The sequence below is a fragment of the Oceanibacterium hippocampi genome (genome assembly GCF_900172325.1).
GTDB lineage: Bacteria > Pseudomonadota > Alphaproteobacteria > Sneathiellales > Sneathiellaceae > Oceanibacterium > Oceanibacterium hippocampi.
In genome coordinates this window covers 1,325,099-1,345,458 of the sequence record NZ_FWFR01000001.1, presented here as the reverse complement: position 1 = coordinate 1,345,458, position 20,360 = coordinate 1,325,099, and the positions used below count along the sequence as shown (strand labels likewise).

Annotated in this window: 19 protein-coding genes; 10 read left to right on the top strand and 9 right to left on the bottom strand. The window is 68.3% G+C overall.

Annotated elements, in window-relative coordinates; translation table 11 throughout:
- Position 1: 1 nt before the first annotated feature.
- The 3 genes from cyoE to coxB are packed head-to-tail and all read right to left on the bottom strand — an operon-like array spanning position 2 to position 3,437.
- On the bottom strand, positions 2-925 hold the full coding sequence (gene cyoE / locus OCH7691_RS06315; RefSeq protein ID WP_176244945.1) for a heme o synthase: 924 nt from the start codon (positions 923-925) through the stop codon (positions 2-4).
- Positions 926-951: 26 nt separating this feature from the next.
- On the bottom strand, positions 952-2,562 hold the full coding sequence (gene ctaD, locus OCH7691_RS06310) for a cytochrome c oxidase subunit I (RefSeq protein ID WP_085882508.1): 1,611 nt from the start codon (positions 2,560-2,562) through the stop codon (positions 952-954).
- A 20-nt stretch (positions 2,563-2,582) separates the two neighbouring features.
- Positions 2,583-3,437, bottom strand: coding sequence for a cytochrome c oxidase subunit II (coxB, locus tag OCH7691_RS06305; RefSeq protein WP_085882507.1), 855 nt, complete (start codon positions 3,435-3,437; stop codon positions 2,583-2,585).
- Between the two features lie 398 nt (positions 3,438-3,835).
- Between coxB and tldD the strand changes: the two genes are divergently transcribed.
- Both tldD and OCH7691_RS06295 read left to right on the top strand, forming a co-directional pair.
- Positions 3,836-5,269: a metalloprotease TldD gene (gene tldD, locus OCH7691_RS06300; protein ID WP_085883536.1), complete on the top strand. Its 1,434-nt coding sequence runs from the start codon at positions 3,836-3,838 to the stop codon at positions 5,267-5,269.
- 11 nt (positions 5,270-5,280) lie between these two features.
- Positions 5,281-6,600, top strand: coding sequence for a hypothetical protein (locus OCH7691_RS06295; RefSeq protein ID WP_085882506.1), 1,320 nt, complete (start codon positions 5,281-5,283; stop codon positions 6,598-6,600).
- A gap of 10 nt (positions 6,601-6,610) precedes the next feature.
- Here the strand turns inward: OCH7691_RS06295 and OCH7691_RS06290 are convergent, their stop codons facing one another.
- Together OCH7691_RS06290 and OCH7691_RS06285 are read right to left on the bottom strand one after the other, a co-directional pair.
- A complete protein-coding gene (locus OCH7691_RS06290; RefSeq protein ID WP_085882505.1) occupies positions 6,611-7,978 on the bottom strand; it encodes a glutamate--cysteine ligase in 1,368 nt (455 codons plus the stop codon).
- A 191-nt stretch (positions 7,979-8,169) separates the two neighbouring features.
- Positions 8,170-8,913 (bottom strand): 16S rRNA (uracil(1498)-N(3))-methyltransferase, encoded by a 744-nt coding sequence (locus OCH7691_RS06285; RefSeq protein ID WP_085882504.1) that lies wholly within the window; start codon positions 8,911-8,913, stop codon positions 8,170-8,172.
- 49 nt (positions 8,914-8,962) lie between these two features.
- On the opposite strand from OCH7691_RS06285, the gene ubiA reads away from it, so the two are divergent.
- The 5 genes from ubiA (at position 8,963) to OCH7691_RS06260 (ending at position 14,780) form a co-directional block, all read left to right on the top strand.
- A complete protein-coding gene (ubiA, locus tag OCH7691_RS06280) occupies positions 8,963-9,889 on the top strand; it encodes a 4-hydroxybenzoate octaprenyltransferase (RefSeq protein WP_085882503.1) in 927 nt (308 codons plus the stop codon).
- Positions 9,890-9,905: 16 nt separating this feature from the next.
- Positions 9,906-11,414 (top strand): UbiD family decarboxylase, encoded by a 1,509-nt coding sequence (locus OCH7691_RS06275; RefSeq protein ID WP_085882502.1) that lies wholly within the window; start codon positions 9,906-9,908, stop codon positions 11,412-11,414.
- Between the two features lie 72 nt (positions 11,415-11,486).
- Positions 11,487-12,842: an adenylate/guanylate cyclase domain-containing protein gene (locus OCH7691_RS06270; protein ID WP_085882501.1), complete on the top strand. Its 1,356-nt coding sequence runs from the start codon at positions 11,487-11,489 to the stop codon at positions 12,840-12,842.
- A gap of 17 nt (positions 12,843-12,859) precedes the next feature.
- Positions 12,860-13,846 carry an NAD-dependent epimerase/dehydratase family protein gene (locus OCH7691_RS06265; RefSeq protein WP_085882500.1) on the top strand — a complete coding sequence of 329 codons (987 nt, stop codon included), beginning with the start codon at positions 12,860-12,862 and terminating at the stop codon, positions 13,844-13,846.
- An 85-nt stretch (positions 13,847-13,931) separates the two neighbouring features.
- Positions 13,932-14,780 (top strand): formate/nitrite transporter family protein, encoded by an 849-nt coding sequence (locus OCH7691_RS06260; RefSeq protein ID WP_085882499.1) that lies wholly within the window; start codon positions 13,932-13,934, stop codon positions 14,778-14,780.
- Here the strand turns inward: OCH7691_RS06260 and OCH7691_RS06255 are convergent.
- Entirely contained in the window at positions 14,777-15,016 is a 240-nt protein-coding gene (locus tag OCH7691_RS06255; protein ID WP_139839550.1) for a hypothetical protein, read from the bottom strand. The genes OCH7691_RS06260 and OCH7691_RS06255 overlap by 4 nt on opposite strands.
- Before the next feature lie 240 nt (positions 15,017-15,256).
- Between OCH7691_RS06255 and OCH7691_RS06250 the strand changes: the two genes are divergently transcribed.
- The 3 genes from OCH7691_RS06250 to OCH7691_RS06240 all read left to right on the top strand — a co-directional run bounded on the left by OCH7691_RS06250 (position 15,257) and on the right by OCH7691_RS06240 (position 17,828).
- A complete protein-coding gene (locus OCH7691_RS06250; protein ID WP_085882497.1) occupies positions 15,257-15,556 on the top strand; it encodes a hypothetical protein in 300 nt (99 codons plus the stop codon).
- A gap of 119 nt (positions 15,557-15,675) precedes the next feature.
- Positions 15,676-17,031, top strand: a complete 1,356-nt coding sequence (locus tag OCH7691_RS06245; RefSeq protein ID WP_176244944.1) for a TldD/PmbA family protein — start codon at positions 15,676-15,678, stop codon at positions 17,029-17,031.
- On the top strand, positions 17,028-17,828 hold the full coding sequence (locus OCH7691_RS06240; protein ID WP_085882495.1) for a 3'(2'),5'-bisphosphate nucleotidase CysQ: 801 nt from the start codon (positions 17,028-17,030) through the stop codon (positions 17,826-17,828). The genes OCH7691_RS06245 and OCH7691_RS06240 overlap by 4 nt, the downstream gene beginning before the upstream one ends.
- On the opposite strand, the gene OCH7691_RS06235 is transcribed toward OCH7691_RS06240, so the two are convergent.
- The 3 genes from OCH7691_RS06235 to xseA are packed head-to-tail and all read right to left on the bottom strand — an operon-like array spanning position 17,812 to position 20,306.
- Complete coding sequence (locus tag OCH7691_RS06235) at positions 17,812-18,639, bottom strand: M23 family metallopeptidase (RefSeq protein WP_085882494.1); 828 nt, start codon at positions 18,637-18,639, stop codon at positions 17,812-17,814. The two genes, OCH7691_RS06240 and OCH7691_RS06235, sit on opposite strands and share 17 nt — an antisense overlap.
- Positions 18,640-18,641: 2 nt before the next feature.
- A complete protein-coding gene (locus OCH7691_RS06230) occupies positions 18,642-18,833 on the bottom strand; it encodes a DUF2093 domain-containing protein (RefSeq protein WP_085882493.1) in 192 nt (63 codons plus the stop codon).
- Complete coding sequence (xseA, locus tag OCH7691_RS06225; protein ID WP_139839545.1) at positions 18,834-20,306, bottom strand: exodeoxyribonuclease VII large subunit; 1,473 nt, start codon at positions 20,304-20,306, stop codon at positions 18,834-18,836.
- Positions 20,307-20,360: the final 54 nt, after the last annotated feature.

The window sequence follows — 20,360 nt, the reverse complement described above, 5'->3', positions numbered from 1 at the left end:
CTCAGGCCACCCGTCCGAACGCCCATTCGCCGAGCAACGCGGCGAAAAGCAGGAACAGATAGAGGATCGAATAGGCGAAGAGCTGCTTTGCCGGCTTCTCCTCCTCGCTCCGCCAGACCCGGAAGGCGGCAAACACGAAGACCAGGCCGAGCACCGCGGCGACAGCCTCGTAGAACCAGCCGCCGGCACCGAAGAAGGGCGGGGTCAGCGTGATCGGGAACAGCAGCAGCGAATAGACGAGGATCTGGTTGCGCGTCGCCCGGAGGCCGGCGACGACCGGCAGCATCGGCACGCCGACCTTCTCGTAATCGCCCGAGCGCCAGAGCGAGAGCGCCCAGAAATGCGGCGGAGTCCACATGAAGATGATGGCGAACAGCGCGACAGCTCCGGCATCGACCGTGCCGGTCACGGCGGCCCAGCCGATCACCGGCGGAAGCGCGCCCGAGGCGCCGCCGATCACGATATTCTGCGGCGTGCGGCGCTTTAGCCACATCGTGTAGATGAACACGTAGAAGGCGATCGTCACCGCCAGCAGCAGCGCCGCGACATGGTTCACAGCGAGGCCCATGACGATGACCGAGCCGACCGCCAGCACCGACCCGAAGGCGAGCGCGGTGCCGGCATCGATGCGACCGGCCGGGATCGGCCGGTTGCGGGTCCGCGCCATCACCCGGTCGATGTCGGCGTCGTACCACATGTTGATCGCGCCCGACGCCCCGGCGCCGACGGCAATCGCCAGCAGCGCCGTGAAGGCGAGCAACGGGTGAATGTCACCCGGCGCGATGGCCAGGCCGACCCCGGCGGTGAAGATCACGAGCGACATCACCCGTGGCTTCAGGAGCGCGAAATAGTCGCCGACGCGCGCGAGATCGGCAGGATCCGTCTTGTCGGCGGCTATGGCAGTCGTATCGGTCACTGATTGCAAACCCCGCGAGGGGCCCCGGCCCCGCCTTAGCGGATGACCGGGAGCTCGCTGTACTGATGGAACGGAGGCGGCGAGGAAAGCGTCCACTCGAGCGTCGTTGCGCCCTCGCCCCACGGATTGTCGGCCGCCTTGGCGCCGCGCACCATGGCGTGGATGACGATGTACAGGAACAGCACCGTCGCCGCCGCGCCGAGATAGGAACCGATCGACGCGACATGGTTCCAGCCGGCGAAGGCATCCGGATAGTCCGGAATACGACGCGGCATGCCCGACAGGCCGAGGAAGTGCATCGGGAAGAAGGTCAGGTTGGTCCCGATGAACATCAGCCAGAAGTGCAGCTTGCCGAGCCCCTCCGAATACTGGCGGCCGGTGATCTTCGGGAACCAGAAATAGAAGCCCGAGAAGATCGCGAAGACCGCGCCGAGCGACAGCACGTAATGGAAATGCGCGACCACGTAGTAGGTGTCGTGCATCACCGTGTCGACACCGGCATTGGCCAGCACCACGCCGGTCACGCCGCCGACGGTGAAGAAGAAGATGAAGCCGATCGCCCACAGCATGGGGGTGCGGAAGTCGATCGAGCCGCCCCACATCGTGGCGATCCAGGAGAAGATCTTCACCCCGGTCGGCACCGCGATGACCATCGTCGCGGCGACGAAGTAGGCGCGGGTATCGACGTCCATGCCGACGGTGAACATGTGATGGGCCCAGACGACGAAGCCGATGGCGCCGATCGCGACCATGGCATAGGCCATGCCGAGATATCCGAAGACCGGCTTGCGGCTGAAGGTCGAGATGACCTGGCTGATGATGCCGAAGCCCGGCAGGATCAGGATGTACACCTCGGGGTGGCCGAAGAACCAGAACAGATGCTGGTACAGGATCGGGTCGCCGCCGCCGGAAGGCGCGAAGAACGACGTGCCGAAGTTACGGTCGGTCAGCAGCATCGTGATCGCGCCGGCAAGCACCGGGAGCGCGAGCAGCAACATGAACACCGTCACCAGGATCGACCAGACGAACAGTGGCATGCGGTGCAGCGTCATGCCGGGCGCGCGCATGTTGAAGATCGTGGTGATGAAGTTGATGGCACCGAGGATCGACGAGGCGCCGGCCAGATGCATGCTGAGGATGGTGAAGTCGACCGCCGGGCCGGGATGGCCGAGCGCGCCCGAGAGCGGCGGATACATCGTCCAGCCGCCGCCGAAGCCGGTGTTGCCCGGAGGACCCTCGACGAAAATCGAGATGATCAGCAGCCCGAGCGCCGGCGGCAGCAGCCAGAACGAGATGTTGTTCATCCGCGGGAAGGCCATGTCGGGCGCGCCGATCATCAGCGGCACGAACCAGTTGCCGAAGCCGCCGATCAGCGCCGGCATGACCACGAAGAAGATCATGATCAGGCCGTGCCCGGTGACGAGAACGTTGAACAGGTGATGGTCACCGCCGAGGAAATCGTTGCCCGGCGAATGCAGCTCCATCCGCATCAGGATCGAAAAGGTCCCGCCCAGCAATCCCGCGAGGATCGCGAAGATCAGGTACATCGAACCGATGTCCTTGTGGTTGGTGGAATAGACCCACCGCTTCCAGCCGGTCGGCGTATGATCGTGGGTGTCGTGCGCGCCAGCCTGTCCGTATGCCATGACGGTCGTCCTCTCTACCGTTACTCGGCGGCGACGGCGGCGAGCCGGAGCGGCCTGCCATCGTCACGCATCGCAAATTCTTCCTTGGCCTTCACCAGCCAAGCCTGGAACTCTTCCTTGCTGACCGCGCGGATCATGATCGGCATGAAGCCGTGATCCGTTCCACAAAGCTCGGAGCACTGACCGTAGTACATCCCCGGCTCATCGATCTTCAGCCAGGTCTCGTTCAGGCGGCCGGGCACGGCGTCGAGCTTCACGCCGAGCGGCGGCATCGCCCAGGAATGAAGCACGTCGGCGGAGGTCACCAGGATCTGGACAGTGGTATCGACAGGCAGGACGATCGCGTTGTCGGTGGTCAGCAGGCGCGGCTGGCCTTCCTTCAGATCCTCGTCGGCGACGATGATGGCGTCGAACGACAGGCCGTCCGCGTCCGGATACTCGTAGCCCCAGTACCACTGGTAACCGGTGATCTTCAGTGTCATCTCGGGATTCTCGACCCGATCGGCGAAATACAGCAGCTTGAAGGACGGCACCGCGATGATCACCAGGATCATGATCGGGAGCACCGTCCAGAGAATCTCGATCAGCGTGTTGTGCGCGGTCTTCGAGGGGACCGGGTTCGCTTTCCGATTGAAGCGGATCAACGCGTAGATCAGCAGGCCTACCACGAAGATGGTGATCAGGGTGATGACCACGAGCAGCAGGTTGTGGAAGGCCGCCACTTCATGCATCACCGGCGACTTTGCCGGCTGGAAATTCAATTCCCAGGGCTGGGGAGCGGCGTTCGCCAGCGACGGTATGGCCATCAACGCCGTGGACAGCAGAACCGCCACGAGGGGCGCCACCAGGGCCGCCAGTTTCTTTGTTACAAGCATCCTATCTGCTCACTCCCAGACCAGGGCATCCATTCCGCGCCGATGCGATCGTATCACGCGGTCAGCGGCCCATGCCAACCGAACCTCTCCGCCGCAGCCCGGGGGGCGCGGCCGGCGCGAAACTACAACAGGCCAAACGCCGTTCACAAGTCCGTATCGTCCGCGTTTTGCGCCGGGGTTGCGGATCGTCCTGCGATACCCGAGATGATAGGGCGGACACTCGGACCGGACTTGCGGCGGATTGTCGCGCCGGCCGGCTGCGCGATTGCCTGAAAGCCGCCGTCCCCATGGCGATCGCCGGCAATGCTCGACTTGCCGGACAGGGGCGACCATATTGAAGGCTCGACCCCCTTTGACGACAGACGCGGTTGGCCAGCGGCGACCGACGGAGCGAGCAGATGAGCGATATTGCGACCGGCGATGAAATCTTCTTCGGCGATTCGGAACTCGACCGGGCGACCGCCGAGCGGATCGCCGCGGAGGCGCTGGCCGGCGCCGACGATGGCGAGCTCTATCTGGAGCACCGGCTTTCGGAGAGCTTCGCCTTCGACGACGGCCGGATGAAGAGCGCCAGCTTCGACACCGCGCGCGGCTTCGGCCTGCGCGCCGTGTCCGGCGAACAGACCGGCTATGCCCATGCCTCCGACATCTCGGCCCCGGCGATGCGGCGGGCCGCCGAGACCGTGCGCGCGGTCCGCCAGGGCAGCGGCGGGACCATGTCGATCGCGCCGGTCGGAACCAACCGGACGCTCTACACCGACGTCAATCCGCTGAACGAGATCCCGTTCGCCGACAAGGTCGCCCTGCTGGAAGCGGTCGACGCCTACGGCCGGGCGAAGGATCCGCGCGTCGTCCAGGTTTCCGCCTCGCTCGCCGGAAGCTGGCAGGCCGTCGAGATCATTCGTGCCGACGGGGCGCGGGCCGGCGACATCCGCCCGCTCGTCCGCTTCAACGTCTCGGTCGTCGTTGCCAAGGGCGATCGGCGGGAAAGCGGCAGCCACGGCGAGGGCGGCCGGGTCGGCTACGGCTTCTACATGCAGCCCCAGAACTGGCAGCGCGCCGTCGACGAGGCGCTGCGCCAGGCGCTGGTCAACCTGGAGTCGGTGGCGGCGCCGGCCGGCGAGCAGACCGTGGTGCTGGCCTCCGGCTGGCCCGGCATCCTGCTGCACGAGGCGATCGGCCACGGCCTCGAGGGTGACTTCAACCGCAAGAAGACATCGGTCTTCTCCGGCTTGCTCGGCGAACAGGTCGCGGCCCGCGGCATCACCGTGGTCGACGACGGCACGATCCCGGACCGCCGCGGCTCGCTGACCGTCGACGACGAGGGCACGCCGAGCGGGCGCACCGTGCTGATCGAGGACGGTATCCTCAAGGGCTACATGCAGGACCGCATGAATGCCCGGCTGATGGGCATGGCGGCGACCGGCAACGGCCGCCGCGAAAGCTTCGGCCACATGCCGATGCCGCGCATGACCAACACCTACATGATGGCCGGCGACCGCGATCCGGGCGAGATCATCGCCTCGGTGAAGAACGGCCTCTACGCGGTCAATTTCGGTGGCGGCCAGGTCGACATCACCTCTGGCAAGTTCGTCTTCTCCTGCACCGAGGCCTACCGCATCGAGAACGGCCAGATCCGCGAGCCGGTCAAGGGCGCGACGCTGATCGGCACCGGCAACGAGGTACTGAAGAAGGTCACCGCGGTCGGCAACGACATGGCGCTCGACCCCGGCGTCGGAACCTGCGGCAAGGGCGGCCAGAGCGTTCCCGTCGGCGTCGGCCAGCCGACCCTCAAGGTCGAGGGCCTGACGGTCGGCGGCACCGCGGCTTGAGCAGGCCGCCGATGCGGTCGGGGCCGACGACGCGCCGGGCGCGCTGGATTCCGGTCCTCGCGGCGGCGGTCATGGCACTCGGCGGATCGACCGCCGGGGCCGCCATCGCCGCGGACGGGACGCTGCCGACCCTGTCGCGCTGGCTCGGGCCGGCCGATCTGGGCCAGGCCACGCTGGCCGAGGCGCCGCGCGAGATGCTGCATGGCGAGGACGCCCCCCTCTCCTTCCTCGCCGAGTTCGGCCGGCTCGCCTTTCGCGCGCCCACGACGCTCGGCGGCCGGGCCCGGCAACTCGACCTGTCCTGCCAGACCTGCCATCCGAACGGCGACGCGGGCACCGCCTTCTTCTTCGCGACGACCAACGACCGACCGGGCAATGTCGATGTCAGCCACCGCTTCTGGAACGGCCGGGCCGACAATGGCCGCTTCGACCCGGTCAACATCCCGAGCCTGCGCGGCGTCGCCGCGAGCGGCCCCTTCGGCCATGACGGCCGCTTCGGCTCGCTCAGGGCCTTCGTCCGCAATGTCATCGTCGTCGAGTTCTCGGGCCGCGAGCCGCGCCCCGCCCTGCTCGACGCGCTGACCGCCTATCTGCAGGCCCTGGCCCCGGCCGAGAATGCCCTGCTCGGCCCGCGCGGCCGGCTGACCGGGGCGGCGCCCGCGGCGGCACGGGCGGGCGCGGCACCGTTCGAGCGCGCCTGCGCCGCCTGCCATGTTCCGGATGCCGGCTTTCGCGACGGCCTGGCGCACGATGTCGGCACCGGCGGTTACCGCGACACCCCGGGCCTGCGCGGGCTCGCCGGGACGGCGCCCTATCTCGCGGACGGCTCGGCCGCCGATCTCGCCACCCTGCTCGACCGTCACGCCGACGCCCTGGACCTCGCGCTCGGGCAAGCCGAGAAGGCCGCGATCCTCGCCTACCTGGCGGCGATCGGCGCCGTCGACCGGCCACGCCAGGCGATCACGCTCGCCGCCGACATGGCCGATATCGAGGGCTTCGTCGGCCTGTTGCACGAGACGATGCGGGTCGAGGATGCCGATCTCACCGGGCTGATCGCCGACATGGTCCGCGGCGAACTGGGGCGCGTCGCCGAACGCTTCCGCGCGCCGGCCGCGAACGAGGCCCAGAAGACCGCCGAATCCGCGCTCGGCGAACTGGCCGAGCGGCTCCGGCGGCTGGAGGAACGGGCGACGGCCCGCGATTTCCCGGCGGCGCGCCGCCTGCGGGACGCATTGTCCGTCGACATCGCGGCCTTCGCGGAGGCCCACGCCACAGCCCTGCCCGGTTCGCTTTACGATCCGGAAGCGCTCGCCGCCGCGTTCAGCCGTTGAGCGGCGGGCCTCAGAAGGCGTATTCGCGGAAGATCGGGTCGACGCTCTTCTGCCACGGCCCCTCGTAGCGGGCGAGCATCTCGCGGGCCGGACAGCGGCCCTCCCAGACGATCTGGAACAGCGCGTCGAGGAAGACCCCCTCGTCCTCGCCGGTGAAGTTCATTCGCGCCCGTCGCTTCAGGCCGTCGCGCGAGATCTCGAGCATCTGCTTGGCGACGTCGAGCAGCTTGCGGCCGTCGGCGAGCGGGGTCATCAGGGCATGGCGCGGGACCTCGTCGCGGACCCGCTGGCGTTCCTCCGCGCTCCAGTCCCTGACCAGGTCCCAGGCCGCGTCGAGCGCGGTCTGGTCATAGAAGATCCCGGTCCACAACGCCGGAAGCGCGCAGAGCCGGCGCCACGGTCCGCCGTCGGCGCCGCGCATTTCCAGGAAGCGCTTGAGGCGGACCTCGGGGAAGATCGTTGTCAGGTGATTGTCCCAGTCGACCAGCGTCGGCTTCTCGCCGGGCAAGGCCGGCAGGCGCCCGGCCAGGAAGTCGCGGAACGACTGGCCGGAAGCATCGAGATAGGTGCCGTCGCGGTAGACGAAATACATCGGCACGTCGAGGGCGTACTGGACGTAGCGCTCGAAATCGAAGCCGTCCTCGAAGACGAACGGCAGCATGCCGGTGCGGTCCGGGTCGGTATCGGTCCAGATATGGCTGCGATAGCTCATGTAGCCGCTCGGCTTGCCGTCGACGAACGGCGAATTGGCGAAGATCGCCGTCGCCACCGGCTGGAGCGCCAGCGAGGTGCGGAACTTCTTCACCATGTCCGCTTCCGACCCGTAGTCCAGGTTGACCTGCACGGTGCAGGACCTGAGCATCATGTCGAGGCCGAGATTGCCGCGCTTCGGCATGTAGGCGCGCATGATGTTGTAGCGCCCCTTGGGCATGATCGGCGTTTCGTCGCGCGACCATTTCGGCTGGAAGCCGACGCCGAGGAAGCCGATGCCGAGTTCGTCGCCGACCTCGCGCACCTGGGCGAGATGGGTGTTCACCTCGCTGCAGGTCTGATGCACGGTTTCCAGCGGCGCGCCCGACAGCTCGAACTGGCCGCCCGGCTCCAGCGAAACGGAGGCGCCGTCCATGGTCAGGGCGATCACGTTCTCGCCTTCGAAGACGGGTTCCCAGCCGAACCGGGTCATGCCGTTCAGGATCGCCCGGATGCCGTTCGGGCCGTCGTAGGGCAGCGCGCGCAGGGTCTTGACGTCGAAGGCGAATTTCTCGTGCTCGGTGCCGATTCGCCAGGCCGTGACCGGCTTGCACCCTGATTCGAGGAACGCGACGAGTTGCGCCTCGCTTTCGATGGGGGTCTTCGCCCCGCTTGCCGGTCCGGACATTCTGCTACAATCACTCCCGTCCAAGTTGGCGGTTCTGGCGTCGATGCCGCCGGCTGCATCCCGAGGTAATAGATGGGCAAATTCGCCGCAAGGGCAAATTGACCGCTCATTCCACTTCGACCGGTGGAAGGATTGTTGCGCGAAGCGACACTTGCAACGGAATTCCGTCGACCGGCGAAGCCGCCGACCGGCTAGGCGCGCCAGTCGCCGCGTGCCGCCTGCCAGAGGACCAGCGCGGCGATCGCCGCCGTTTCCGCCCTGAGGATCAGCGGCCCGAGAGAGACCGACAGCGCTGCGGGATGGGCAGCGATGCGCGCCCGTTCGGCCTCGGAGAAACCGCCTTCCGGACCGATCAGCACCGCCGCCGGGGAATCCTTCCGCGCGGCGGCCGCCATCCCGTCGAGCGCGGCCGGCGCGGTCCCGCCCTCGTCACAGAAGATCAGCGCCCGCTCCGCCGGCCAGCGATCGAGCAGGTCGGCGAGCTTCTCCGGCGGCGTGATCCCAGGCAGGTCGAGCCGGCGACTCTGTTCGGCCGCCTCGCGGGCGATGACGTGCAGCCGCTCCGGCCGGAGCCGCTCGCTCTGGCTCCGTTCGGTCGTGACGATGTGGATTTCCGAGACGCCGAGTTCGGTCGCCTTCTGCACGATCAGGTCGGTCGGCCCGCGCTTGACCGCCGCGAACAGCAGCCAGAGGTCGGCCGGCACGCTCTGCGGCCGGGTCTGCTCGCGGACCTGGAGCGTCACCGCCTTGCGTCCCACCTCGCCGATCTCGGCCCGCCATTCGCCGTCCCGGCCGTTGAACAGCAGCACCGGATCGCCGGCCGTCCGGCGCATCACGTTGCCGAGATAATGCGCCGCCTCGCGGTCGAGGGCGAGCGCCCTGCCCGGCGTCAGTTCGTCGCCCACGTAGAGCCGAACGCTGTTCGATCTGGCCATGTCGTACCCGTGCTTGTCCTGTCTCGGCGGAGGCGATAGACCCTACCCCATGAACGAGCCCGCTTCACGAACGATTGCCGACGCCCGGCCCGACAACTGGGTCGACCGTTTCGCGCCGCAAGGCTGGCGACCATTCCTCAAGCTCTCGCGCGCCGACCGGCCGATCGGCACCTGGCTGCTGCTCTGGCCCTGCTGGTGGTCGATCACCCTGGCCGCGCCGGCCGGACAGGGCCCGGACCTCATGCTGGTCCTGCTGTTCGGGATCGGCGCGCTGGTGATGCGGGGGGCCGGCTGCACCTTCAACGACATCGTCGACCGCGATATCGACCGCCAGGTCGCGCGGACCCGGCTGCGCCCGATCCCGAGCGGCCAGACGAGCGCGCGGGCCGCCGTCGCCTGGCTGATCGCCCAGGCGCTCGTCGGCTTCGCGATCCTCGTCAGCTTCAACCCGCTCGCCATCCTGCTCGGCGTCGCCAGCCTGGCGCTGATCGCGATCTATCCCTTCGCCAAGCGCTTCACCTACTGGCCGCAGGCCTTTCTCGGGCTCGCCTTCAACTGGGGGGCGCTGCTCGGCTGGGCGGCGGTTCGGGGCGAGATCGGCTGGGCCCCGGTCGTGCTCTACCTCGGCGGCATCGCCTGGACGCTCGGCTACGACACCATCTATGCGCACCAGGACAAGGACGACGACGCGCTGATCGGCGTCAAGTCCACCGCGCTCAGGCTCGGCGAGGCAACACGGTCATGGCTGGTCCTCTTCTACGGCCTGCAGACCGCCGGAGCCGGAGCCGCCGGCGCGCTGGCCGGACTCGCCTGGCCGTTCTGGATCGGCCTTGGCCTCGCCACGGCGCAACTCGCCTGGCAGTGGGCCCGCGTCGATATCCATTCGAGCGACGACTGCCTTGCCAAGTTCCGCTCCAACCATCTCTATGGCGCCCTGCTCTGCGCCGCCTTCCTCGCCGGCAAGCTCGCCGCCTGACCTGGACCCGCCCGCCATGCCCTATTCGTCGCTCCGGGATTTCCTGACCACGCTCGAGGAGAAGGGCGAACTGGTCCGCGTTTCCGAGCCGGTCTCGACCCACCTGGAAATGACCGAGATCCAGACCCGGCTGCTCGCCGAGGGCGGCCCGGCGGTGCTGTTCGAGAATGTCGTCCGCGCCGACGGCACGAAATCGGCGATGCCGGTGCTGGTCAACCTGTTCGGCACGGTCGGGCGGGTCGCGCTCGGCATGGACCGCCGGCCCGACCAGCTTCGCGAGATCGGCGAGACGCTCGCCTTCCTGCGCCAGCCGGAACCACCCGAGGGCTTCCGCGCCGCGATGGAGATGCTGCCGCTGGTGAAGACGGTGATGGCGATGCGGCCGAAGACGGTCGGCCACGGGCCCTGCCAGCAGATCGTCATGACCGGCGACGAGATCGACCTGTCGACGCTGCCGGTGCAGGGCTGCTGGCCGGGCGAGCCGGCGCCGCTGATCACCTGGCCGCTGGTCGTGACCAGGGGACCGGGCAAGGGACGCGGCGACGATTTCAACCTCGGCATCTACCGGATGCAGGTGACCGGGCGGAACACCACCCTGATGCGCTGGCTGCGCCACCGAGGCGGCGCCCAGCACCATCGCCGCTGGGGCGCCGAGAAGCGGGAGCCGCTGCCGGCGGCGGTGGTCATCGGCGCCGATCCCGGCACCATCCTGGCTGCCGTGACGCCGGTCCCGGACACGCTCTCGGAATACCAGTTCGCCGGCCTGCTGCGCGGCCGCAAGGTCGAGCTGGTCGACTGCAAGACGGTGCCGCTCAAGGTCCCGGCCGAGGCCGAGATCGTGCTGGAAGGCCATGTCAGCCTGGAGGACTACGGTGACGAGGGGCCCTACGGCGACCATACCGGCTATTACAACGCGGTCGAGCCGTTCCCGGTCTTCACGGTGAGCGCGGTGACCATGCGGCGAGATCCGATTTACCTCTCGACCTTCACCGGTCGCCCGCCGGACGAGCCGAGCGTGCTCGGCGAGGCGCTGAACGAGGTCTTCATCCCGCTGCTGCAGCAGCAGTTCCCGGAGATCGTCGATTTCTGGCTGCCGCCCGAGGGCTGCAGCTACCGGATCGCCGTCGTCTCGATCCGCAAGGCCTATCCGGGGCACGCCCGGCGCATCATGATGGCGGTCTGGTCCTATCTCCGGCAGTTCATCTACACCAAGTTCGTGATCGTCGTGGACGACGATATCGATGCCCGCGACTGGAAGGACGTCATGTGGGCAATCTCGACCCGCATGGACCCGGTCCGTGATACGCTGCTGATCGAGAACACGCCGATCGACTATCTCGACTTCGCCTCGCCGGAATCCGGTCTCGGCGGCAAGATGGGCCTCGACGCGACCAACAAGATGGCGCCCGAGACGCACCGGGAATGGGGTCGCGAGATCCGCATGGAGGCCGGGGTGATCGAGGCGGTGACGGAAAAATGGGCCCGCCTCGGCCTGCCGGGCAGCGGTCGGCCGATCTGGAAATAGCCGCCTGGGCAATGGTGCCCGGCCGTCGGGCGGCCTGCGTAGGGGCGGCGGACGACACAGGCGCGGGGAGCCATGACGGCTTTCGAACAGGACGACGGCAACCGGCGGCTCGACGCCGCCTTTCGTCGGGAACAGCGCAACAGCGTCCGCCGGGCCGCACATATCCGGCTCGCCGGCATCCTGGTCATCGGCATCTGGGTGATGTTCGACAACGGCCTGCCTGCCGGACTGTTCTACCTTCCCTTCCTGGCCGTCTTCGGAATCATCGGCTACGTCGTCCGCTTTCTCTTCAGTCGCGGCTACGACCGGGAATGGGTTCTTGGCCTGGTGCCCCTCGTCGACGGACTGGCGATGCTCGCCGTCGCCTTCGCGGACAATCCCTTCCGCGTCGAGAACTGGCCCGCCCAGCTCCATTTCAGTTTCGGCGTCAATCTCTACTTCTTCCTGCTGATTTGCGGCTCGATCTTCTATTTCACGCCGCGGGTCGTGCTCTGGACGGGTGCGGTATCGGCGATCCTGTGGAGTGCGACGGTGGTCTTCGTCCAGATGCTGCCGAGCAGCCCGCCTCTGATCACGAGCGAACAGTGGGCGAGCTACACGGTCGGCGAGAAGATCGCGCTCGTCGGCGATCCCTACCGGATCAACCTGAGCGTCGCCGTGACGACGATCATTCTCTACCTTCTAACCTCGGCGATCCTGGCACTATTCGTTCATCGCACGCGCGGGCTGGTCTACCGTCACGCCGCGACTGAACGGGAACGCACCAATCTCGCCCGCTACTTCTCCGCCAACCTGGTCGATGAACTCGCGAACTCCGACCAGCCGCTGACCACAGCCCGGACCCAGGAAGTCGCGGTCATGTTCGTCGACATCCGCAACTTCACCCGCCTGAGCGAGACCCTCGATTCGGCGGCGCTGATCGCGCTGCTCCGCGAGTTCTATGCCCGGCTCTCGGCGATCCTGTTCGCGCACGACGGGACCTTGGAGAAATTCACCGGCGACGGATTGATGGCGACTTTCGGCACACCGCAACCTGGCCCCAATGACGCCACGAACGCGCTTCGCACGGCCATCGCGATGCGCGAGGAACTCGGGCGCTGGAACGAGGAGCGGGCGGCACGCGGTACGCAGCCGGTAGAGGCGGGCATCGGAATCCATTACGGACCGGTCGTGGTCGGCGACATCGGCGACGAAAACCGGCTGGAGCTCGCCGTGCTCGGCGATACGGTCAATGTCGCGAACCGCATCGAGCGGATGACCCGGGAACTCGACCACGACGTGCTGGCCAGCGACGCGCTGGTCAGGCGGGTCAAAACGGAAGGCGGCGGCAACGACGATCTGACGCCGGGCGGCAAGCATGCCATAAGAGGTCGCGAAGACCCGGTAATGCTCTGGGGCATCCGCCGGGCGGGACGTCAGTCAGGATAGAAGGCAGTGACAGCGGAATGAAACAGGCATTCGTCACCGGCGGCACCGGTTTTCTCGGCCGGAACCTGATCGAGCAGCTCTGCCAGGCGGGCTGGTCGGTGACCGCGCTGCACCGCCCGGAATCCGATATCTCGGCCCTGGACGGCTATCCGGTCACGCTCGCCAGCGGCGCGCTGCTGGAGCCGGACAGCCTTGCCCGGGCGATCCCGGAGGGTGTCGACGCGGTCTTCCACGTCGCGGCCAACACCTCGGTCTGGTCGCGCAACAACGAGCGCCAGACGGCGGAGAACGTCGACGGCACGAAGAACATGCTGGCCGCGGCCAGGGCCGCCGGGGCGAAGCGCTTCATCCATACCTCGACCTGGAACGTCTACGGGCTCGAGCATGACGCGATCAGCGAGACGACGACCAAGACCGGCGCGGATTCCTGGATCAACTACAGCCGCTCGAAAGCACTGGCCGAGGAAGCGGCGCTGGCCGCCAACGCGCCGGGCTTCGAGGTCGTGGTGCTCAACCCGGCCCACGTGATCGGCCGCTACGACCGGGACAACTGGGCCCGGATGATCCGCATGGTCGACAGCGGCAAGCTCCCGGGCGTACCGCCGGGCGCCGGGTCCTTCGCCCACGCCGAGGAGGTAGCCCGCGCCCACATTTCCGCCGCGCAGCGCGGCCGGGCCGGCGCCAACTACCTGCTCGGCGGGACCGACGCGAGCTTCCTCGAGGTGGTCACGACGATCGGCCGGATGCTCGGGAAGAAGACGCCTAAGCGCACCTTCTCCGGCGTCATGGTCCGGCTGGTCGCCCGTGCCAAGGCACTCGGCGCGTCGGTCACTGGCAAGGAGCCGGATTTCACCCCGGAGGCGGCCGAGATGGTCCTCGGCCATCCCCGCATCGTCTCCAGCAAGGCAGCGAACGAACTCGGCTACCGCAAGGTGTCGATCAACGTCATGCTCGACGACAGCATCCGCTGGCTGCGCGCCGAGGGGCTGATCGCGCCCGAGTAACAGCCGCGACGCCGCTTGATCGAGCGCAAGGCCGCCGCCCCCGGGCTTCGCCAGTATGAGGTTGGAACTGGCGGGAGCGGACGGGATGGCGGATAACAGCGGCGCGCGACAACCGGCGACGGCCGACGGGACCCTGGGCCTCGATGCCCACAAGCCGGCCGAGATGGCCCGTCTGGTGACGGAATCGGGGATCGTCAAGGCCAGGCTTCCGGCCCTGACCCTGTTCACCCTGGCGCTCCTCGCCGGCGCCTTCATCGCCTTCGGGGCGATGTTCTACACGGTCGTCATCACCGGCTCGACGATCGGCTTCGGCCCGACCCGGCTGCTCGGCGGGCTCGCCTTCTCACTCGGCCTCGTGCTGGTGATCGTCGGCGGGGCCGAGCTTTTCACCGGCAACAACCTGATCGCCATGGCCTGGGCCGACCGCCGGGTGACGACGGCGGAGATGCTGCGCAACTGGGGCATCGTCTATGCCGGAAACTTCGCCGGCGCGCTCGGCGCGGCGCTCTTTCTCCACCTCGCCGGCGGGCTGGCAGCGGGCGACGGGGCCGTCGCGGAAACGGCAATCCGAATCGCCGAGGGCAAGGCGGCACTCGGGCCGGTCGAGGCTTTCTTCCGCGGCCTGCTCTGCAACGCTCTGGTCTGCCTCGCGGTCTGGCTCTGCTTCGCGGCGCGCGACGTGGCCGGCAGGATCGCCGCGATCATCTTTCCGATCAGCGCCTTCGTGGCGCTCGGCTTCGAACATTCCGTGGCGAACATGTACCTGCTGCCGATCGGCATGCTGGCCGGCGCAAATGTCGGGATCGGCGCCGCGACGGCCAACCTGGCGATCGTGACGGCCGGCAATATCGCCGGCGGCGCGTTGCTGGTCGCGCTGGTCTACTGGGTCGTCTATCTGCGCGGCCGGGGCGGGTCCACCCGGACGACGCGCTAGAACCAGCCCTTGCGCCGGGCCACACCGGCTACCGCGAGCAGAACGATGGCGATACCGGCCGGTGCCGGCAGCTGCAGCCAGCTGCCATCGCTCCGGCAATGACCGTGGCGCAGGCAGCGGTGCCAGACGCGGCTCGGCACCGCGTCGGCGGTACCGGCGGCGGTCTCGACGCCATCCTGCGTCGAGACCGCCGCCGGCGGAGCGAACAGCGACGCGACCAGAATTGTGACTGCCAAAAGGACTCCGTGCATCGGTGCCATGGCCGCACCCCGTGCGTTGCAGACGATCCGCCAAACGGGATTCCGGATCGCCATGCCTTGCCCCTCGGCAAGGAATTAGAATTCTTAAACGAATCCCTGTCAACAAATGTAAGAACGCAATGTAGCCGCGGCACAACGGGCGTTTCACGCAATTGTCTTTAGTGGCATTTGCAGATAGCGTGCTGCCCTTGGTAGTCGCCTTGTACGGGATGCATCATGGCAAGTAGCCAGAAACAGGAACTCGATCAGCGGCGCTGCCGGCGCGTCACCCCGGCGCTGAAATCGGGTGGCCATCTGAAATCGAAGCTCGTGCTCGAGAACGGCGAGATTCACGCCGCGACACTTGCCAACATGTCGACAAGCGGCGTCCTGGTCACCACCGAGGCCCGTCCGCCGGTCGGCGCGATCGCCACGGTGTTCGGCAACAGGGCGCGCGTCGTGCGGCTGACCGATACCGGACTGGCGCTCGAATTCCTCGACCAGGCGAAGGAAAAGCGCTTCGTCGTCGACGGCTAGGGCAACGGCCGGCCAAAAGGGGTGCCCTTCGGCGTCATCGTCCCCTATATCTATGACAGTTCGGCCAACGGGCCCAGTGACCGGCGCTTCGCTGGCAGGGCAATCGCGAGACGATGATTATGAAGGAACAACGCGCCCGACAGGCGGCGTCTGTGGATCTTGTCGGCTATCTGGTCGAGAAGGCATGCGCGAGCGGCGGCGATGCCGCCGACGCGGTTCGCATCGAGAGCACCTCGCTCGGCGTTTCGTGGCGTCTCGGCAAGCCCGAGGATGTCGCCCGCTCCGAGGACCACGACATCGGCCTCCGCGTCATCATCGGCCACAAGCAGGCCTTCGTCTCCTCGAACGACCCGCGCCGCGAGGCGCTTGACGAACTTGTCGAGCGTGCCGTCGCGATGGCGCGGAGCGCGCCCGAGGACCGTTTCTGCGGTCTTGCCGATCCGGCCCTGCTGGCCCGGGAATGGCCGGATCTCGACCTTGCCGACGACGACTGGCCGAGCACCGAGGCCCTGGTCGAGACCGCCCGCGAGACCGAGGAGGCGATGCTCGCCGTCGACGGCGTCAGCAACTCCGAAGGCGCCAGTGCCAGCTACGGCGAAGGACTGATCGCGCTCGCCACCTCGACCGGCTTTCGCGGCGCCTACGGCAGCACCAGCCATTCGATCGGCGCCTCGGCGATCGCCGGCAGCGGCACGGCGATGGAAACCGACTATGACTATGCTTCGGTGCGCCATCGCGCCGACCTCGGCAGCCCGACGGCCATCGGCCGCAGCGCCGGCGAGCGCGCCGTCCGCCGCCTCAACCCGCGCAAGGTGAAAAGCGGCCCCCGCCCGGTGGTTTTCGACCCGCGCGTCTCGGGCAGCATGCTCGGCCATTTCGCCGGGGCGATTTCCGGCAGCGCAATCGCCCGCGGCACCAGCTTCCTGCGCGACCGGATGGGCGAGCAGGTCTTCGCCGACGGCATCACCGTGCGCGACGATCCGCGCCGGCCGCGCGGGCTCCGTTCCAAGCCGTTCGACGGCGAGGGCGTTGCGGCGGAAGCGCTCGACCTGATCGTCGATGGCCGGCTCACCACCTGGCTGCTCGATTCGACATCCGGCCGGCAGCTCGACCTCGTCAGCAACGGCCGCGCGGCGCGCGGCACCGCCTCGCCGCCCGGGCCGAGCGCGACCAACCTCTACATGGCGGCCGGCAGCCGCCCGCCGGCCGAACTGATCGCCGAGATCGACGACGGCTTCTACGTTACCAGCCTGATCGGCTTCGGCGTCAACGGCATCACCGGCGACTACAGTCGCGGCGCCGCGGGGTTCTGGATCGAGAAGGGCGAGATCGCCTTTCCCGTCTCGGAACTGACCATCGCCGGCAACCTGAAGGACATGTTCCGCCATATGGAGCCGGCCGACGACCTGGAATTCCGCTACGGCACCAATGCGCCGACGCTCCGCATCGACGGCATGACGATCGCCGGCACATGACGGACGACCTGCTTCGCGATCACGCGCTCATCGTCGAATCGGTCCGCGAGGCCGGCGCGCTGGCGCTCGACTATTTCCACAAGGGCTTCAAGTCCTGGACCAAGGGCGAGGGCGACCCGGTCTCGGAGGCCGACATCGCCGTCGACAAGCTGCTCAACGCCCGGCTTACCGCCGCCCGGCCGGATTATGGCTGGATGTCCGAGGAAACCGCCGATACCCCGGACCGGCTCGGCAAGTCGCGGGTCTGGATCGTCGATCCGATCGACGGCACCCGCTCCTTCGTCGCGCGCAAGCCGGAATTCACCATCTGCGCGGCGTTGGTCATCGACGGCACGCCGCTGGCCGGCGCGGTCTTCAACCCGGTGACCGAGGAATTCTTCGAGGCCTGGAAGGGTGGCGGCGCCCGGCTCAACGGCCAGAAGATCGGCGTCACCCGGCGGCGCCGGCTGAAGGGCGCCGAACTGCTCGCGAGCCGCCGGAGCTTCGAGCACAACGACTGGCTCGGCCAAAGCCCGGGCGCGAAATTCGATCACGTGAACTCGATCGCCTACCGGATGGCGCTGGTCGCCTCCGGGCGCTACGACGCGACGATCTCGATGACCGCGAAGAGCGACTGGGATCTCGCCGCCGCCGACATCATCGTCGCCGAGGCGGGCGGATCCTCGACTACCTCGGACGGCCTGCCCTATCGCTACAACCAGTCCGAACCGCGCCATGCCGACGTGGTCTGCGCCGGCGCCCTGCACGAGCGTCTGCTCGAACTGTTCCGCGAACGGAGCTTCAACGCAGGGGCTTGAGCCCGGGCAGCAGTTCCGGGTCCAGCCGCTCGCCGAACCAGTTGATCCGCCAGTCCAGGTGGGCGCCGGTCGCCCGTCCGGTCGCGCCGACCTTGCCGATCGGATCGCCGCGCCGGAGCATGTCGCCGACCGCGACGTCGACCGCGCTCAGATGCGAATAGACGGTGGTGATGCCATAACCGTGATCGATCATCACCGTGCCGCCGGTGAAATACAGGTCCGGCTCGGCCAGCGCCACCCGTCCCGGTGCCGGCGCGACCACCGGCGTGCCGGTCGGAACGGCGACATCGACGCCGAAATGGGGCCGGCGCGGCTCGCCGTTCAGGATTCGCTGGCTGCCGAAGACACCGCTGATCGGCCCCTCGACCGGCCATTGCCAGCCCTCCAGGAACCAGGTCTCCGGCGTGTCGAGCGTGCGCACCCGGGCGATCTCGGCATTCTCCCGGCGGATCCGCTCCAGCGCCGCCTCGGAGGGCGTCACCTTGGACGGCGGCAGGCCGTCGATCCGCTGGATCTCGTAGTCACGCTTCGCGATCGCCAGGGTCCGCGCCTCCTCCCCGCCGTCCGGCAGGGCCACGCGAAGTTCGGCAGACGGACCGTGGTCGCGGCCGAAGCCGATCACGAAACGACCGTCCGGGGCAACCCGCACCGCCTTGCCGCCGAGCGTCACCGAGGCGCCCGGCGCGGTCTGCCCGAGGACGAACCCGCCCTGGGTCAGCGCGCCGTCGAGTTCGAGGACCGACACGGCCCGGGCCGGAGCGATCACGGCGACGACGAGGCAGATCGCCAGCAGGCAGTCGCGAAAGCGCACGATCAGCGGCCCCGCGTCGCCTTCAGCGCCGCCTCGGCGTCGATATAGGCCTCCTGCCGCGGCACGCTCCAGTAGCGCAGTTCCTCGATCGGGATATGCCTGCCGGTCACCGCGCAGCGGACGTAGCGGCCGCGCGCGATCACCTCGGCCTCGCCGTCGCCGAACAGCACCTTCGCTTCGCCTTCGTGCAGCATCTAGAGCAAACTCCCCTGTTCCGGTGTCGAGTCGCCGCCGACGGCCGTCTTTCGTGGCCGGGCGGGCTTCGCCTTGCGCGCCGGCTCGCCCGCGTCGCCGTCGAGCAGTGCGGCCGGCACCGTACCGTCCAGGAACTCGATCGTCACCTGCTCGCCGGCACGCGCCGCGGCGCGGCGCTTGAGCGGCGCCCCGCCGCCGTCGCGAACCAGCGCGAAGCCGCGCTCCAGCGTCTTGCGGTAGGAAAAGCTTTCGAGCAGGCGCGATACCTGGTCGAGCGCCCGCTTCCGGTCGTCGCGCCGCCGTTGCATGTCGCGGTCCAGATCGGCGGCGAGGCGCGCCAGTTTCTCGCGGCGCTGTTCGAGGCGCTGCAGCAGCAGCGGCCGGCTGAGTCGCCCGGCGATCGCGGCGAGATCGCGGCGGCCGCGTTCGGTGCGGCCGCGCAACGCGACGCGGAGCCGCGAATCGAGTTCGTCGAGACGCTGGCGGGCGGTTGCGATCGTCGATTCCGGGTCGCGCAGGCCGCGCCCGAAGCCGTCGAGACGCTGGCGCTCGGCGGCGATCCGCCGGCTCATCGCGCCGAGCATGCGGCCGTCGAGGGACTGGATCTGGAGGCGCAGTTCGGAGCGCACCGGGACCGCCATCTCGGCCGCGGCGGTCGGCGTCGGGGCCCTGCGATCGGCGGCGTGATCGGCAAGCGTGGTGTCGGTCTCGTGGCCGACGGCGGAAATCACCGGGATCGCGCTTCCGGCGATGGCGCGGACCACGACCTCCTCGTTGAAGGCCCAGAGATCCTCGATCGAGCCGCCGCCGCGGGCGACGATCAGCACGTCCGGGCGCGGCACCCGGCCGCCTGTCTCCAGACGATTGAAGCCCCGGATCGCGGTCGCGACCTGGCCGGCGGCGGCATCGCCCTGGACCTGTACCGGCCAGACCAGGACGTGGCGCGGGAAGCGGTCGGCAAGACGATGCAGGATGTCGCGGATGACCGCCCCGGTCGGCGAGGTGACGACGCCGATGACGGCCGGCAGGTAAGGCAGCGGCCGCTTCCGCCCCTCCTCGAACAGGCCCTCGGCGGCGAGCTTCTGTCGGCGTTGCTCGAGCAGCGCCATCAGTGCGCCGACGCCGGCGGGCTCCATCCGCTCGACCACGAGCTGGTACTTGGAGCGCCCGGGATAGGTCGTCAGCTTGCCGGTGCAGACGACCTCGAGCCCGTCCTCGGGACGGAAGGTGAGCCGGCCGGCGTTGCCGCGCCAGCAGACCGCGTCGAGAACCGCCTGGTCGTCCTTCAGCGCCATGTAGAGATGGCCCGAGGCGGCCCGCTTGAATCCCGACAGCTCGCCGCGCACACGGACATGATCATAGGCGTCCTCGACCGTCCGTTTCAGCCGGGAGCTGATCTCGGAGACGCTGTATTCATGGACGTTGCCGGGGTTGGCGCCGGCATCGGTTCCGATGTCTGGAGGCTGGACCACGTGTCTGGCGGGCTGCTTGTGTTACGGGGACCCTATGATACAAGGAACCGGTTG

Bases quoted from the DNA above. Each gene is read 5' to 3' on its own strand.
- ctaD (WP_085882508.1), bottom strand. From the start codon at position 2,562: ATGGCATACGGACAGGCTGGCGCGCACGACACCCACGATCATACGCCG.
- coxB (WP_085882507.1), bottom strand. From the start codon at position 3,437: ATGCTTGTAACAAAGAAACTGGCGGCCCTGGTGGCGCCCCTCGTGGCG.
- tldD (WP_085883536.1), top strand. From the start codon at position 3,836: ATGAGCGATATTGCGACCGGCGATGAAATCTTCTTCGGCGATTCGGAA.
- OCH7691_RS06295 (WP_085882506.1), top strand. From the start codon at position 5,281: ATGCGGTCGGGGCCGACGACGCGCCGGGCGCGCTGGATTCCGGTCCTC.
- OCH7691_RS06290 (WP_085882505.1), bottom strand. From the start codon at position 7,978: ATGTCCGGACCGGCAAGCGGGGCGAAGACCCCCATCGAAAGCGAGGCG.
- OCH7691_RS06285 (WP_085882504.1), bottom strand. From the start codon at position 8,913: ATGGCCAGATCGAACAGCGTTCGGCTCTACGTGGGCGACGAACTGACG.
- ubiA (WP_085882503.1), top strand. From the start codon at position 8,963: ATGAACGAGCCCGCTTCACGAACGATTGCCGACGCCCGGCCCGACAAC.
- OCH7691_RS06275 (WP_085882502.1), top strand. From the start codon at position 9,906: ATGCCCTATTCGTCGCTCCGGGATTTCCTGACCACGCTCGAGGAGAAG.
- OCH7691_RS06270 (WP_085882501.1), top strand. From the start codon at position 11,487: ATGACGGCTTTCGAACAGGACGACGGCAACCGGCGGCTCGACGCCGCC.
- OCH7691_RS06265 (WP_085882500.1), top strand. From the start codon at position 12,860: ATGAAACAGGCATTCGTCACCGGCGGCACCGGTTTTCTCGGCCGGAAC.
- OCH7691_RS06260 (WP_085882499.1), top strand. From the start codon at position 13,932: ATGGCGGATAACAGCGGCGCGCGACAACCGGCGACGGCCGACGGGACC.
- OCH7691_RS06250 (WP_085882497.1), top strand. From the start codon at position 15,257: ATGGCAAGTAGCCAGAAACAGGAACTCGATCAGCGGCGCTGCCGGCGC.
- OCH7691_RS06245 (WP_176244944.1), top strand. From the start codon at position 15,676: ATGAAGGAACAACGCGCCCGACAGGCGGCGTCTGTGGATCTTGTCGGC.
- OCH7691_RS06240 (WP_085882495.1), top strand. From the start codon at position 17,028: ATGACGGACGACCTGCTTCGCGATCACGCGCTCATCGTCGAATCGGTC.
- OCH7691_RS06230 (WP_085882493.1), bottom strand. From the start codon at position 18,833: ATGCTGCACGAAGGCGAAGCGAAGGTGCTGTTCGGCGACGGCGAGGCC.